We start from the raw sequence: 14,629 nt of genomic DNA on the forward strand, positions 1-14,629 counted from the left end.
CAACTTCATGCCCGGGTTACGGACGGACGAAGCGGTGCTCGTAGGCTGCGCCGTAGTTGCCCGACACGCCAGGGGCGGCATTCGGGTTGGTGGCCTGCACGAAGGCAGCCCCCAGAACCGGCAGACCAGCGCGAGCCGAAGGGTTCACGAGAACCGGCGCCGGGTTACCTTGCGTGTTGATACGCGCCCAACCATCCACGAAGCTGCCGATGTCGATGTTGGCACGGGCAATTTCACCACCCAGCACCGACATGCCACCGCCCGCGTTGAAGCTCAGGACGTTGGTTTCGCCGCAGAACGCGAGTGTGGTCGGGGTTCCCGGGGAGATCACGAAATCGCTACCCGCCAGCGTACGCTCCGAACGGTCGGTCACACGGATTGCGCCGGCGCCCAGCTGGGTGCAAACCGAGAAGCCATCACGCGTCACGTTGGCACCGGAACCAGCGATGTTCGCTGCCAGCGCCGAGTTGGTGTTGACCGGCGTCGCTGCACCAACTTGCTGGGCAGTACCCGGAGCGGCTGCGAAATACGAGCCGGTTGCATATGCCGCACCCGTAACAAACACACCCGGGTTGAAGATCATGCGGTTAGCGGCAACCGCTGCTGCGTAGTCAATGGCGACGGCGTAGCGACGGGTCGGCATCGAGAACACCCAGTCGGTCTGAGCAAACACACCCGGATCGGTAATGTACTCGTTGCTCACCGAGATCTTGGCGATCGCATCAGTCAGCGCACTCGCTTGCGCTTCCGGAGCACCGGCAGCAAAAGCGGTCACGTACGGAGTGGAAAGATCGGGAAGGTCATAGTACGCGCCAGCGATCTTACCGGCCAGGAGCAGCGGATCGGCGGAAAGGCCACCAAAACCGGCCACCGGCGTGCTCATCTGCGGGAACCAGACGAAGTTGCCGGTACCAGCAGCACCACCAGCAGCGACACGCGCCTCGATCGCAGCAGCCTGACCACTCCAAGCGGAAGCTTGCGGCACATTGATGATGGTCCAGTTGGCCATCAGACCGGTCGTCGGCGACTCAAGGCCGGCGGTATCGGCCGGTCCTTCAAGGAGGATGTCAGCATTCAAGCTGGTGAGTGCCGTGCCGCAGTTAACCGAACCGTCGGCCTTGTGCTTCGTCGTCATGTACAGCGTTTCGGCCGCGGGCGGAACCGTCACATTCGGCGGAATGTCGGCCATCGTGAGGATTTCGACATAACCTTCGCGGGTACCGGCAGCCTTGGCGGCCTCGGTATCACCGGGCAGACGACCCGTCACGAACGGCTGATTGACGTTCGAAGGCAGAGTGCAGCTATTGTCGGCGGTGCTCAACTGGGCGCGACCGTCGGCAGCCTGGGTCACCGAAGCAGCCCAGACGTCGCCCGGCGACAGATAGACCTGGAAGTCAAAGACGTCATCCGAGTTCTGCGCACCGCGGAAGCGAACCTTCACCGCCTTACCGTTCACCGTATCGGTGTTCACCAGGTTGATCAGCGTGGCGTTGCCATTTTGAACGGTGTAGTACGGAACCAGCAGGATGTGACCAACACCACCCTCATTGAACTCGAGGGTCGTACCAGTGGGCGTTGCGATAAGACCATCGCCTGCAACAACAACCGCCGGACCGGTACCGGTAACCACACCAGCGGAAGCAGGCATGGCGAGCACGCCGAACACGGAAGCGACGCCAAGAGCGAGAAGCTTTTTCTTCATGAAGATGACTCCTTGGTTGAAACCAATGTAGTTCAAGGGAGATTTATGTAACGCAGCGCTAAAGTAGCACAGCGATTTTTACAGGAGCAACTTGGAGCGAGCAATTTCAACACGCCAGTTGCGGGAATGCAACAACATCACCAGCGTTCTGCTATATCGGGCCCTCCTCCTTTCTCCTTTCGACTGCTACAAGCCCTGAAACAGCCACCAATGTCCTTCTTCGAGCACCCAACGTTCTTCGAAGTGGGTGCTCTCGACCGGCAAGGCTCTCGATTTGAGAACGGGAGCAAACCCCAGCCGGACCCGCACGGTACAGACTTCAGCCTCGCAGACCACATTGGTCACTTCAGCTTCGGTCAACTTCGCCGCGGCGCCCAGGCGGGCACGATGCGCGTCGCTTGAAACGACCGCTCGGTATGACGGCGCGAAGAGACTATAAGCCTTTTCCCAATCCCCCGCAACCTGAGCGTTCCAGCGGGTTTGCGCCCGATCGTGAACGATTTCCTCGGTCGTGGCAGATGTGGCCACGTGCGCGCAGGCCGACAGCGCGGCTGCAGCGACGAACGCACACAGCATGCCGTTCCAGCGGGCGGCTTTGAAACGAGGGGTAACATGCGTCGGTTGCACTGAAATCACGGCAAGAAAACCTCCATTGAATCGAAAGACAGGTTAGCGGGCATGGCGCCGGGGCCGGCGCACCCTGCGAGACGCCCGCCCACTGCGCACACGCCCTCACTCCGGACGGTCACCCCGGGCGGGAGGCCAGGACATGTCGCGCAGCCCCTGCATCCTGTGGCGCAGTTCCTGCGAGAGTTCGTTGGCCTCCTGCGCTGAACGCACCACGCGGGGGGTGACCACGATGAGCAGTTCGGTGCGCCCGGTGTCGACGGTCGTGCTGCCGAAAAGTGCCCCGACGAGCGGCAGCTCGTGAAGGATCGGGACGCCGACCTTTCCGCGCGTCGAATTGTCGCGGATCAAGCCCCCCAGGACAACGCTGTCGCCCGAGCGCACGGCAACCCGGCTGCCGATCTGCCGATGCTGAAAGGAACGCTGGCCGGTGGCGGAATCGACTGGCCCCACCTCCGTCACCGCCTGCAGGATGCGCATCGTGACCACGTCGCCGGCATTGACGGAGGGCGTGACGGAGAGGTTAACGCCGGTGTCCTTGTATTCGATCGACACGGACCGGACGCCGCCGTCGGTGATCGTCTCGCCGGACTGTACCGGCTGCTGATCGCCCACCTGTATGGCGGCGGTGTGGTTGTCGAGCACCATCAGCGAGGGGCTCGAGATCACCCGCACGAGTGACTTGTCGGCGAGCGCGTTGAGCACCGCACGCACGTCGCCGAGGGGACCGGTCAGGGTGTAGGAGAACCCGGGCTGCCGCGCAGCCAGGCCGCCGCTGGCCGCAAGGTTCAACGTACCCGCGCCGGACAGCCCCCCCCGAGTGGAATCCTGGAAGTACCACTGCAGCCCATAGCTCAGTTCATCATTGAGCGACACTTCGATGATGCTCGCCTCGATGAGCACCTGGGTGGGCGCGAGGTCCAGCCTGCGCAGCGCGGCTTCGATCTTGCCGTACTCGGCACGGGGGCCGTAGATGAGGATCGCATTGTTGAGCTCGTCCGCGATGACACGGACGCCGGAAGCGTAGGTTGCCTGGACCAGACCGCCGGCCTGCGTCTGCCCCGCGTCGCCCGGGAGCTGCCCAGCGCCCCCCGCCGTGCCGCTTGCCGATAAGGCACCGGAGGGCTGCGCCGTGCGTCCGGCGGTGGATGCGCCGGCCCGCCGCAGACCCGGCGCCACGCTCGAGGCCTGCTCGGCCGCTTCTGCGCCATCCCCCCCTCCAAAGAGTCCGTTCAGGACGGTGGCGAGATGCGAAGCCGAGCCATTCTGCACGCGGTAGACGTAGAGCTGGGTGCTGGCATCGCCCCCGCCGGGCTGGTCCAGTTGCTCGATCCAGCGGCGCGCCTGGTCGAGATAAGCGGCGCGCGGCGTGACCACCAGGATGCTGTTGAGGCGCTCGATGGGCAGGATGCGCACCGCCCCGGGCAGCCCGGTGCTGCCCCCCGCTGTGCCGGCCGCCTGACCCGACTGCCGGGCAGGGTCACCCGATCCCGCCGCCGCCGCACCGGCCGGCCCCATCAGTTCGAGCGCGGCCTGCACCTCGCGTACCGATGCGTAGCGAAGCGGGAAGACACCGACGGACATGCCTTCCAGGATGTCGATGTCGAAGGTGTTCACCAGCTCCAGCCAGCCTTCGACCTGGGGGCGCGCACCCGCCAGAACGAGCAGGTTGCGCAGGGTGTCGACCCGGACGAAGGCTTCGGCGGGCGCCACGGGCCGAAGGATGTCAGCCATCTCCGCGGCGCCGATGAACCTGAGCGGCACGATCACCACCCCCGAGCCAGGGGCCAGCCGCCGACCGGTCGCAACCCGGGGCGGGGCGACGACCCCGCTCAGGTTCTCTGGCTTGCCGACGTGGTAGAGGCCGCCGGAGTCGCGGACCATGACGATCCCGTTCGCCTGGAGGACGCTTTCGAGCACGAGCAGGATCTGCTCGGGCGGGATCGGCTCCTGGGTCGAAAGCGTGATGGTGCCATCCAGCGGTTCGTGGACGATGTAATCGAGCCCGAGCATGTCGCCAAACACCGCATGCACGACCTGCAGCGCGGGCGCCTGCTCGAACCGGAGCGAGGCTCGATCTCCGTCGAGCTGGATGCCGCGCGCCGAAGCCTGCACCGCGATCATCCGGTCGTTGCCCCGGACGATACGTGGGGCGGGGCCGTCGCCATCCTGGGCGCCCTCCGCCAGGGCAGACGCCTGAGGCAGACCGAGCGACTGTGACTGCGCGCTCTGAACAGGGCGGATGTCGGCTTCGCGAACGGGCGCAGGCGGCTGGGAGGACAGGTCGGGGGCCACGTGATCCGGCCCCGTCGCCACCGCCCCGCCCGCCGCCATGAACAGGAGGACGGCCAGCAGCAGCGCGCGAAGGGAAACTCGGGTTGAGGGCATCGTGATCATGCTCGACAAAGGAATGGTCAATGTTCTGGGTCGCATTCAGCGCTCCACACTCGGCAGTCCGTGCTCCTGGCGCAAGGCATTGCGCCGGGCCAGGCGCTCGCGGGCGAGATCTTCGGGGCTCGGGGCCGCCGCCGGCGCTGAGCCCTGCGTCATGGCCTGTGGCGCCGGCGTTGTGGCCGCCGGGGCGCGAACGCGGATGAGGGACAGCCTGCGCTCCTCGCCCGTTTCGGCACGGAAGACCGCCTCCTCGCCCTCGATCGCAACGAGACGCCAGCCCTCGATCGTGCCGTCCAGGGGGATGCGTATCGCCTTGCCACCCTTCACGCCGATCACTGCGCGGAAGCCCGCCCCCTTCACGAAGCCGTGAATCCTGAGCTCCGACAACGGCGCAGGGGAAGGCGCCTCCTCCCCCCCGCTCTCCGCTGCGGGCACCGCCCTGCGATCGAGCGAGAAGATGGGGCGCGAAAGAATCTCGTCGCCTGCATCCGCCTGAGGCAGCGGCAAGGTCAGCGCGCGCAACGAGCGTGGATCGGGGTCGATCGCGACAGGCGGAGCCCACCGCTTGCGAATCGGCGCATCCTCCCCGCCCAGCCAGGCGTAGGCAAGCCCGAGACCAAGAATGGCGTTGAGACCCAACAGGATCAGCAGCAAGCGCACGGAGGTCACTGGAGACGCACCGCAGAAAGGGTGAGTTGAATGTTCAGGCGCGGCTCCTGGCCCACGGACCTGGCGCCAGCCTGTACCGAGAGCGACTCGAGCAGGAGCAGGGGCGCACGCTCTGCGAGCGATGCGAGCAGGCTGTGCAGGGCGGGAAGGTCTCCCTCCAGCCGCATGGAAACCGGAATGAGCTCATAGCCGTCCTGCTTCTGCGCGGCGAGCCCCTGGATGCTGGACACGGCAAAGCCCGCGGCCTCGGCCAGCGCCCGCGCATGCTGCTGGGCTGCAGAACCGACCTGACTGTCCGTCTGCTCGGGCGGAAACGCCAGGCGACCCAGCTGCGCGCGTGCGCTGGAGAGTTCATCCCCAAGCAACTGCCCAGACTGCGCCAACCCGGCCAGGCGCGCGTAGCGCGGCTCAAGATCGGCCAGTCTGGCCTCGGCCCAGTCGTGCTTTGCGACGACATAGCCAGCCACACCAAGCACCGCAGCCGCGATGGCGACCACCGTCAGGCCCACCACGATGTGCGCGCGGTACGCGATGACCTTCATCGGGACGCCTCGCCCTCAGCAACGAAACGCATGTCGAAGGTGAAGTTATCCTTTGCAGCCCCTGGAGGGCGCGTGCTGGGCGTGGGAGCGGTGACGTCCCGGAAACGGCCGCTCGCGCCGAGCTCGCTCATCAGGCCGGATGCATTGTCCGCCATTCCGGCGATGCGGATCGAACCCTCGGAGACATCGAGCCGATTCAGGACCACATCATCCGGCAGGAGACGTGTGAGCGCATCGAGCATCTGCAGAGGATTGCCTTGCCGTTCCAGCGCACGGCCCACGACATCCAGACGGGCATTGGCTTCCATGAGCTCGGCGCGAAGATCCACCTGCGCCGAGGTTCGGGCTGCGAGGGCATCGTAGGCCAGCTGCGCCTGGATGGCTTGCAGCCTGGCTTGCGCCGCGGGGGTCACCAGCAGCGCGCCCAGTTGCAGTGCGGCCAGCAGGAACAGGCTCCAGACCCAGCGCCGCCTACGCGCCCCCTCTTCCCCTGCGCGCGTGCCGCGCTCGGGCTTCTGCAGAACCACGGGCGGACTACCCTCGCTCCAGATTTCGAGCGGGCCATCAAGGTCGATACCGGGGCGGGCGCGCAGGGCCTCGACATAGGCATCGATCTGCCGCTTCGACGCCATTGCCAGACGAAGCTCGCAAGCGGAGTCGCCCCCGGGGACGAGCGCGTACCCCCAAGCCAGATCCTCCTCGGGGAACGGACTGAGAGATGAGGCTTCGAGCGCAGCGGCAGCATGCAGTTCGCGCTCGTCCAGGCGGGGCAAGCGAAGGGTGCGGCACAGCACCCATTGATCGGGCAGCACGACTGCTGCTGCCGACGGGGGCGCGCCGGAAGCACGCCCGTCGTCCGTCTGGATGCGGACCGTACCGTCCGCGTGGAGAACACGCACGACACGCGCAGGGCGCAGCCAGGAAAACGCCGGCCAGCGCAGGGCTTCGGCCCAACCCGCGCGATAGTGCCCCGGGATCGCGGCGAGATCGAGGCCAAACAGCTCCATATTGTTCGATACGCCAGTCATCAGTGCGAATCATCCGTAACATCGGGGGGCATCGGCGTCGACTCGCTGCGATAGACGCTCCATGGCGCACCTGAAGGGGAGGCCTGCCGGATATCCACCGACCGGCTCCATCGAAGCACGACATCCCCCGCGGGGACAAAGGCCTCGATCCGGAGGAGTGGGGAGACTGCGTTTCCAGTGAGGGCTCCGGGAAATACCGTGGTATCCGCAAGCCGCCCCCTGGATTCGCGTGCTGCAATGAAACCGGCAGCCAGCGCTCCGTTCCCACCGGCCAGAACCTGCAGAACGCGAGCCGGCGCAGCAAGGGGATTCACCTTGCCGTCGCCACTGCCTTCCCCTGCCGTGATCAGGGGCGAAATCTTAGCATAAAGGGGGTAGTCGATGCCCCCGGGACGGAGCAGGTCTTCCACGACGAGGAGCGCCTCCCGCGCCTGAGGATCCGCGGCGGAGCGGGCCGCCACGATTCGCGCGGCGAGCATCGAGGCCTCCTGCCCCCCAATGCCGCCAGCGACCGAAAACAAGGCCGCCAACAGGGACTCGGGCGCGTGCGCGACATCGACCAGCCCCGTGATTGGGGTCACGCTCACGCGAACCGGCTGTCCGTCGACCCACTCGGTTCGCTCCTGGAAGAGCGCTGGCAAGGCATCCTTGCGCACCAGATCCTGCAGGGCGAGGGCAATGGCTGCGTCGCCAGTGGCGGCCGCAACGAGCGCGTCACGCTGCTGCGCCACGGCACGCAGTTCAGGGCGGGTGGCGGCGATCAGACTGGTGGCGATCAGGCTCAAGGCAGCGATCATCCACATGACTGCAACGAGCGCAATGCCCTGCATGGGGGAACCCGATCGGGCGGCCGCATGGTCCATCAACGACTGCCTCCAATCACGAATCCGCCTCCCCCCGCGCTGCCTGCGGGCCTTCCGGGCAGTTGTACGACCAGGGGGGGCGGCGCTGCACCTCCCGCTCGCAGGATGCCAACGGACACCCGCGCCGGCAGACGCTCCTGATCCCGCCAGGTTGTGACCCATCGTCCCCCCGGATCTGCGCTGGGATCCTCGTAAGCGAGTTCCAGACCCAAGACGTCCGAGTACAGGGCACGAGATGAGGCGGCAGCCCAGTTCACCGGCGCGCGAGCATCCTCATAGGGCGCGTACTGGAGCACGAGGTCCAGCCCCCCGCCGGAGGCAGGGCCCGCAACGGCAAGCCGCATGTGGTGCAGGCCCCCGAAACCATGGCGGGGCGGCATGACGCCGACCCAGGCAAGACCGACCGCATCTCCATCAAACCAGACGCGGCGCGGGCCAGCAGCGCTGCGCGGAAGGGATTGTGCGCTGCCGAGCACCGAGCGCAGGAATCCGAGGACGACACGGTCGGCGTCCTGCGCCTGGAGGCGGGCATCGACCTTCCCGCCGACAGAGGCGAAGCCGCGCAGCGCGCCGAGCAAGCCTGTCATGATGAGCGAGAAGAGCACCAGGCCAACCAGCACCTCGACCAGCGTGAATCCCGCGCGACGCCGCCGCCTCATCCTTTTGTGGGTGCTTTTTCGATGCATTGCGGCAGGATGGTTATAAGGCCCAGGCTCTGATCCACCCCCTCGCCCGGCCAGGACACGGACAGTTCGACACGGTGGAGCACGACCGAGCCATCCGCACTTTCTCTTGCCGGATAGGGCGCAGAGGCAAGCGTCCACCGGTACGCAAACCATTCGCCCCGTGCGGCCGGGTTGGCCGGCTCGATGCAGTCACGCCCGGCGAGGACCGATTCTGCAAGCTGCAGCGCCCGGGCGTGTCGATCGAGGCGCCCCGTGGTGTCTATGACCCCCCCGGTGGCCTTGTACAAAACCACCAGGGAGCCGGCCATGATGGAAAACGCGACCAGCAATTCGAGGAGAGAGAAACCCCGCTCGAGGGCATGGGCGGGAGGAGTCACGAAAGAGGCTCCTGGCTGACACGACCAAGCAACCAGTCCACCCGCAACCGGGCCCCGCCCCCGCCGGGCCGGAGGATGTCGATACTGCCCCCCGTGGCTCCGCCATCGGGATAGAAGCGAATGCGTGCACGACGCCCGGAGTCGAGCTCGTTCGCGGCGACATCCAGACGCAGTTGGAGATCGGCCGGCATGCGTTGCACCACGGCGCCTTCCAGACCGAAGCTGCGGCCATGAAGATCCACTTCGAACGCGACACTGACTCCACGCCCCACCGCCTGCCGGCGAGCCTCGATAAGCATTGCGCGCATCTGCCTCACGGTGCTCCGATACTCGGCAGACTCGTGAAACTTCGATACGGCAAAGGGCATCACCCCCATGACAAGGGCAAGCACGGCGAAGGCGACCAGCAACTCTACGAGAGAGAACCCCTGGTGGCCTCTGCGCGCACGATTGGCTCGCTGTCGTTCACCGGTTACGGACGTCGGCATTCTCGCCTTCGCCCCCTGGCGCGCCATCCGCGCCGAGCGAGAGTATTTCAACCCCTCCCTGCCCCGCCGCAGGTGCGTACTGGTAGGGGTTGCCCCACGGGTCGCGCGGGACTGCATCCCCCTTGAGGTACGGTCCGTTCCAGCCGCTGACTACCCCGGGTCTGGTAACCAGCGCGTCCAGGCCTTCCTGTTTGGTCGGGAAGCGCCCCACGTCTAGCTTGAACAGCTCGAGGGATTTTTCGATATCGGCGATCTGCACCGCCGCCGTCTTGCTTTTCGCACCGCCCAACTGGCCCAGGACGCGTGGTCCGACGAGGCCGACGAGCAGGGTCAGGATGGCTAGCACCACGAGAAGCTCGACCAAGGTGAAGCCCGCGCTTCGCCGAAGCTCAGGTCTGGAGAAAGGGACGAACATTTTGCCGCTCATGGAAATTCGTGGAAGCGCTGGATTATAGAGCCAAGTCGTTGACCGACAGTATCCCCATAAGAATTGAAACGATAATGACCGCAATGAGCAGGCCGAGAGTCAGGATCAGGATCGGCTCGAGCATGGTGAGCGCTCGTTTGATGGACGTCTCGACATCGCGATCGAACAGCCTCGCGAGTTCCAGCAGCATGACATCCAGGCGCCCCGTTTCCTCTCCGACCTTGATCAGGTTGAGCGCCATGGGCTCGAAGAAACCCGTGGCACCGAGAGCGTCCGTCAATTTTCCGCCACTCTTCATTGCAGGCGTGACACGCGCAAGGATCTGCCGGAACTGAAGATTGCCCACCGTCTGGCGCGCGATGTCGAGTGCGACCAGAATCGGTACGCCATTCCCCAGCAAGGTACCGAAGGAGCGGACGAATCGCGTGATGTCGTACTTTCGCAGTACGCCACCCAGCACGGGCACTCGAAGCGCCAGTCCCTGCAGCCGGGCCTGCCCTGCAGGCGAGCGCCCCCATTGCGAAAGCACCGCCCCGCCAAGCAGTGCTAACACGGCGGCGTAGAGTCCGTAGTGCTTGAACCAGTCGCCGGCCTCCAGAACGAGCCGGGTAGGCAAGGGCAGCGCATCACCAAGATCGGAGAACATCGACTCGAACTGCGGGACCACGAAGCCGAGCATCACGACGAGCGATAGAACGGCCACCACCAACAGGATGCTCGGATAGATCGTCGCGGACACGACACTCTCGCGCAACGAACGCATGCGCTCCAGATGCTCGACGAGCCGCGCGAGAACGTCGCTCAGATTGCCGCCTGCCTCCCCGGAGCGGACCATGTTGATGTAGAAATCGCCGAAGAGGCCATGATGCGCGGTCAGGGCCGCACTCAGCGTGGAGCCTTCCTTGACCCTTTCGAGGATGTCCTGCAACAACGCCGTGGTCGCGGGACCATGGCTCATGTCGATCAGCACCCGCAGCGCGCCATCGAGCGAGAGGCCGGCCCTCAGCATGACCGACAGCTCAGTGCTGATCGCCAGAACATCCGCAGCGCCGATCCTGCCGGCCCGCCGAAAGACGCCACGGCCCTGCTTCCGGGAGCCCAGGGAAAGCGCACCGGTCTGCGGACGGGGGGCCTCCATCGGCTCTACGAGAATGGGCGTCAGCCCGCGAGCCCGGAGGCTTCGTACCGCGGCCTCGACCGAGGCCGCGTCGCAGTCTCCCTCCAGGAGAACGCCAGCCGGACTGGCTGCACGATAGCGAAACTCAGCCACCGTTCTGATCCTGTGTAACCCGCATCACCTCATCCAGCGTCGTTTCGCCCGCGGCCACCTTGCGCAGACCATCCTCGAAAAGGCTGGCCATGCCCCGCTCTCGTGCCAGCGCCTGGAGCGAAACGGAGTCTTCCCCTCGGTTGATGGCTTCGAGCAACACCGTGTCGAGCACGATCAGTTCATGAATCGCGCTGCGTCCGAGATAGCCGCTGCCCTTGCATTGTCCGCATCCCTTGGCAACATAGACCTCACCTGCCGGCAGATAGCGCGAGGCGAGCGCGTGACCGAGAACCCCCTGCGGAAGATGCGCGCGCTCCTTGCAATGCGGGCACAGGCGCCGAACGAGACGCTGCGCGAGCACACCATTCACGGAGGAGGTCAGGAGGTAGCGCTCCACGCCCATGTCCTGTAGCCGGACAATCGCGCCGGCCGCGGTGTTGGTGTGCAGCGTGGAGAGGACGAGATGCCCGGTGAGCGCGGACTGCACCGCAATCTGGGCTGTTTCCCCATCCCGCATTTCGCCGATCATGATGATGTCGGGATCTTGCCGGAGAATTGCGCGGAGGGCACTTGCAAAGGTCAGACCAATCTGAGGATGCACATGAATCTGGTTGATGCCTTCAAGCTGATACTCAACGGGATCCTCGACCGTCACGATCTTCAGGCTCGTGGCATCGAGCTTCGATAGCGCAGCGTAGAGCGTCGTAGTCTTTCCCGAGCCAGTGGGGCCCGTCACGAGAAGGATGCCGTGAGGCCGCTCCAGCAGAGCGCTGAAGCCCGCCAGGTTGTCCGGGCTGAAGCCCATTTCCTCAAGCCCGAAGCGCACGCTGGACCGGTCCAGCACCCGCATCACGACGCTTTCACCATGCACCGTGGGGAGGCAGGATACGCGCAGATCCAGCTCCTTTCCCTTCACTCGCATCCTGATCCTGCCGTCCTGCGGCAAGCGTCGCTCGGCAATATTGAGGTGTGCCAGCAGTTTCACCCTCGACACAACCGCAGCCGCGAGTTGTCCGGGCACACTCTCCACCGGCTGCAGGATCCCGTCGACGCGATAACGAACGTGCAGCCCGTCCTCGAACGGTTCGAGATGAATATCCGAGGCCCTGAGATCAACCACCCTGTTGACGATGGAACTGACCAGCCTGATCACAGGCGCTTCAGTCGCGAGATCGCGGAGATGCTCTACGAAATCGGCACCTTCGCTGCCGCCCTCCCCCGCATCCTCCTCAGCATCCTCCAGCACGAGCACGGAGCGCCTGAGAGCCTCCTCGATGTCGCTCTCCAGACCTAGCACGGGGCGGATCTCGAGCGCAGTCGCGAGGTGCAAGCCCTTCTGGGTGAAGGCATCCTGAGGCTGCGCCATCGCAACCGTGAGAACGTTCCCTTCAACCTTGAGCGGACAGACAAGCGCCGCATGCAGGAACTCGGTCCTCAGGCCCTCCACTTCAGGCAAAACGGCCGGGTAATCGTCGGCCGAGACCACGGGCACGCCCAGTTGCTCGGAGAGCACCCTCGCAACGTCAAGTTCCGAAACGAGCCCGAGACTGACCAGAACCTTGCCGAAGAGCCCACCCGTTTCCTGCTGGGCGTGTAGTGCCCGCTCCAGATTGCGTGTTGCGAGAAGCCCTCTTGCGACCAGTCGGTCACCAAGCCGCTCCCCCGTATTGCGCTCAGAACTCATAGGAATCAATCATGAACATGTGAACAACCTAGTTCCCGGGCTGTGCAAGATCCCGCAAACGCAGCCTGCAACGCAACTCCGCCTCCCCAAGCATGATCTTCTGCGAGCCGGACACGGGATCCAGGCGTAGATCGCCAGCAAACCCTTTCTCGCTGAACAGCCGGAAATCGAGCCGCTGGAACCGTGCGCCCCCGCCAACGGCAAGCCACGTCGATCGCTCCTCACTGAATCCGGCGTCATCGGCCTCCCGGAAGAAGAGTTGAGCGGCGTCGTCCCGCTCGGCGGCGATCATGACCGAGAAGTCGATTACCGCACACTGGGTCATATCCACCTCTGGTCTCACATGAACCAAGAGCTTTGGATCCGCACCCGCCTCGAGCACGTCCCTGTTCTCGCTCCACTCGGTCAATTGGTCTCGAACCACCCCCTCTTCATCACGCGAGAGGCGAAACAGGGGCGCAGGGTCGTCCATACCCATGCCAACAAACGGCAGTGGAAAATAGCGGACAAAGGAAGCCTTGGTCTTGTATGCGTAGATATAGGCTGGCGTGAAGTCCGGCAGATTGAACTCGGGGCAATTCATGCTACCTCCCTGCAGAAGCCCTGCGTGAAGGCAGCTTACGGTCGGCAGTCGCGTCTGGATGTGGCTGCGGAAACTGTGCGCATGATGCAACGCCCCCCCATCCACTGCATGCACTATCGCCAGCACACCGACCACAGACCCCAGTCGCAGCACCACAGTACGCCTGTTTCGAAACAATAGAAGGGCGAGAGCCAGCAGCCAGGGCCAGAGCAGGGTAGCCCAGAAGAAATGGAAGCGCTGGAAAGCAAACGTAAATACTCCGCGCCAGCCTTGCACGTCATCGGGTCTAAGGTGCGTTCGAGCAGCTGCGACAAGCATCAGGTAGCTGAAGACCGCCGCCCCCAGCGCAAGATAGATACCGAGCACCGCTGAAACTTCATGATCCGCGCGCCCGGCACCGCGTAGCCTTTTCAAGGCGAAGAGCGGCAACGTCAACGCAATGACACACAGGATCGAAATGAGTCCCAACGAAACCGCCGGGTGCTCCTGCGGGAGCAAGAGGCTCCGTGCGATCTTCCCTAGCAGGAAGATCCAGTATTCAAGCTCACCGGGGAAGGCCATTCGGAATCCGGCTCGCTCCTCAGACCCGGCAAAAGGAAAGACCGCAAGGTAGAACTGCGTTGCGGCGGCAATTGCACCGACCGCACCAAGCACCGCTCCAAGATTCGAGCGCGCAATTGCGACCGGCTTCTCCACGAAGCGGCCCGACACCCAGAGCGCAATGCCCGCTGTCATCGCGGCAAAAGCGCCTGATATATAACTGAACCCCGCTGCGAACCCCAGCAGCGCTACGACGATACCCGCCCACCAGGATCGGACGTGGCGCGAATGCATCAGAACGAATGCGGCCAGCAGGAAAACGAGAGGAAGAGCCTGATGGTAGGCGAGATTCTCTCGACCCCAATAGGAGCCGGGCTGAAGCATGAATATCGTCAGACCAAAGCAGGTCGCCGCGATAACGCGATCATTGGTGACTTGACTGAGAAGTCTCCACTGCAAGTAAAGCAGCGCCCCGAGAACAGTCACCATGCTGAGGAACTGGTACGCAATGGAGTTGCCCTTCAGCCAGCGCTGTGCCAGCGCGTCCAACGCGAGACCAACCGGGGATAAGGTGCCGTTGATCGGCGTGAATAGATAAGCCGGATCAAGCGAGTGAATGTTCCCGCTGTAATACCCTCGCCAGTCATCGAAGAAGGGAAAATCCAGCCCATACACGAGCCACGCAATGGCGCAGAGTACCAGGCTGATGACCGGCAAGAGCCGGAACATGACATTCAGAAACACGATGA

The 14,629-nt window shown here is 64.6% G+C and carries 14 protein-coding genes and 1 pseudogene; all 15 read right to left on the reverse strand.

The window, feature by feature from the left end; all coding sequences use genetic code 11:
* Window positions 1-16: 16 nt before the first annotated feature.
* Window positions 17-1,702 (reverse strand): hypothetical protein, encoded by a 1,686-nt coding sequence (locus ACNKW1_RS09020; RefSeq protein WP_418364249.1) that lies wholly within the window; start codon window positions 1,700-1,702, stop codon window positions 17-19.
* A gap of 186 nt (window positions 1,703-1,888) precedes the next feature.
* On the reverse strand, window positions 1,889-2,338 hold the full coding sequence (locus ACNKW1_RS09025; RefSeq protein ID WP_418364250.1) for a hypothetical protein: 450 nt from the start codon (window positions 2,336-2,338) through the stop codon (window positions 1,889-1,891).
* A 96-nt stretch (window positions 2,339-2,434) separates the two neighbouring features.
* Complete coding sequence (gene gspD, locus ACNKW1_RS09030) at window positions 2,435-4,717, reverse strand: type II secretion system secretin GspD (protein ID WP_418364251.1); 2,283 nt, start codon at window positions 4,715-4,717, stop codon at window positions 2,435-2,437.
* 45 nt (window positions 4,718-4,762) lie between these two features.
* Window positions 4,763-5,392: a hypothetical protein gene (locus tag ACNKW1_RS09035; RefSeq protein ID WP_418364252.1), complete on the reverse strand. Its 630-nt coding sequence runs from the start codon at window positions 5,390-5,392 to the stop codon at window positions 4,763-4,765.
* Complete coding sequence (gene gspM, locus ACNKW1_RS09040) at window positions 5,389-5,934, reverse strand: type II secretion system protein GspM (protein WP_418364253.1); 546 nt, start codon at window positions 5,932-5,934, stop codon at window positions 5,389-5,391. Before gspM ends, ACNKW1_RS09035 begins: the two co-directional genes overlap by 4 nt.
* Window positions 5,931-6,962, reverse strand: a complete 1,032-nt coding sequence (locus ACNKW1_RS09045; protein WP_418364254.1) for a PilN domain-containing protein — start codon at window positions 6,960-6,962, stop codon at window positions 5,931-5,933. The genes gspM and ACNKW1_RS09045 overlap by 4 nt, the downstream gene beginning before the upstream one ends.
* The gene (locus tag ACNKW1_RS09050) at window positions 6,962-7,792 is read right to left on the reverse strand and encodes a hypothetical protein (protein ID WP_418364255.1); all 831 of its coding nucleotides are present in this window, start codon (window positions 7,790-7,792) and stop codon (window positions 6,962-6,964) included. The genes ACNKW1_RS09045 and ACNKW1_RS09050 overlap by 1 nt, the downstream gene beginning before the upstream one ends.
* A gap of 32 nt (window positions 7,793-7,824) precedes the next feature.
* Window positions 7,825-8,484: a prepilin-type N-terminal cleavage/methylation domain-containing protein gene (locus ACNKW1_RS09055; RefSeq protein ID WP_418364256.1), complete on the reverse strand. Its 660-nt coding sequence runs from the start codon at window positions 8,482-8,484 to the stop codon at window positions 7,825-7,827.
* Complete coding sequence (locus tag ACNKW1_RS09060; RefSeq protein WP_418364257.1) at window positions 8,481-8,888, reverse strand: PulJ/GspJ family protein; 408 nt, start codon at window positions 8,886-8,888, stop codon at window positions 8,481-8,483. Before ACNKW1_RS09060 ends, ACNKW1_RS09055 begins: the two co-directional genes overlap by 4 nt.
* Window positions 8,885-9,196 (reverse strand): GspH/FimT family pseudopilin, encoded by a 312-nt coding sequence (locus tag ACNKW1_RS09065; protein ID WP_418364370.1) that lies wholly within the window; start codon window positions 9,194-9,196, stop codon window positions 8,885-8,887. The genes ACNKW1_RS09060 and ACNKW1_RS09065 overlap by 4 nt, the downstream gene beginning before the upstream one ends.
* 63 nt (window positions 9,197-9,259) lie before the next feature.
* Window positions 9,260-9,403, reverse strand: a pseudogene (locus ACNKW1_RS09070) (prepilin-type N-terminal cleavage/methylation domain-containing protein); the annotation flags it as partial.
* Window positions 9,354-9,803 (reverse strand): type II secretion system major pseudopilin GspG, encoded by a 450-nt coding sequence (gene gspG / locus ACNKW1_RS09075; RefSeq protein ID WP_418364258.1) that lies wholly within the window; start codon window positions 9,801-9,803, stop codon window positions 9,354-9,356. The pseudogene ACNKW1_RS09070 and the gene gspG, both read right to left, overlap by 50 nt.
* A 22-nt stretch (window positions 9,804-9,825) precedes the next feature.
* A complete protein-coding gene (locus ACNKW1_RS09080; protein ID WP_418364259.1) occupies window positions 9,826-11,073 on the reverse strand; it encodes a type II secretion system F family protein in 1,248 nt (415 codons plus the stop codon).
* A complete protein-coding gene (locus ACNKW1_RS09085) occupies window positions 11,066-12,757 on the reverse strand; it encodes a GspE/PulE family protein (RefSeq protein WP_418364260.1) in 1,692 nt (563 codons plus the stop codon). Before ACNKW1_RS09085 ends, ACNKW1_RS09080 begins: the two co-directional genes overlap by 8 nt.
* A gap of 28 nt (window positions 12,758-12,785) precedes the next feature.
* Window positions 12,786-14,624: a hypothetical protein gene (locus tag ACNKW1_RS09090; RefSeq protein ID WP_418364261.1), complete on the reverse strand. Its 1,839-nt coding sequence runs from the start codon at window positions 14,622-14,624 to the stop codon at window positions 12,786-12,788.
* Between the last annotated feature and the right edge of the window lie 5 nt (window positions 14,625-14,629).

This window comes from Thauera sp. WH-2 (assembly GCF_048321015.1).
Lineage (GTDB): Bacteria > Pseudomonadota > Gammaproteobacteria > Burkholderiales > Rhodocyclaceae > Thauera.

Excerpts from the sequence above, each read along its gene's own strand:
- ACNKW1_RS09050 (WP_418364255.1), bottom strand. The coding sequence starts at position 7,792 with ATGCAGGGCATTGCGCTCGTTGCAGTCATGTGGATGATCGCTGCCTTG.
- ACNKW1_RS09065 (WP_418364370.1), bottom strand. The coding sequence starts at position 9,196 with ATGCGCGCAATGCTTATCGAGGCTCGCCGGCAGGCGGTGGGGCGTGGA.
- ACNKW1_RS09085 (WP_418364260.1), bottom strand. The coding sequence starts at position 12,757 with ATGAGTTCTGAGCGCAATACGGGGGAGCGGCTTGGTGACCGACTGGTC.
- ACNKW1_RS09055 (WP_418364256.1), bottom strand. The coding sequence starts at position 8,484 with ATGAGGCGGCGGCGTCGCGCGGGATTCACGCTGGTCGAGGTGCTGGTT.
- gspM (WP_418364253.1), bottom strand. The coding sequence starts at position 5,934 with ATGAAGGTCATCGCGTACCGCGCGCACATCGTGGTGGGCCTGACGGTG.
- gspD (WP_418364251.1), bottom strand. The coding sequence starts at position 4,717 with ATGCCCTCAACCCGAGTTTCCCTTCGCGCGCTGCTGCTGGCCGTCCTC.
- ACNKW1_RS09045 (WP_418364254.1), bottom strand. The coding sequence starts at position 6,962 with ATGACTGGCGTATCGAACAATATGGAGCTGTTTGGCCTCGATCTCGCC.
- ACNKW1_RS09020 (WP_418364249.1), bottom strand. The coding sequence starts at position 1,702 with ATGAAGAAAAAGCTTCTCGCTCTTGGCGTCGCTTCCGTGTTCGGCGTG.
- gspG (WP_418364258.1), bottom strand. The coding sequence starts at position 9,803 with ATGAGCGGCAAAATGTTCGTCCCTTTCTCCAGACCTGAGCTTCGGCGA.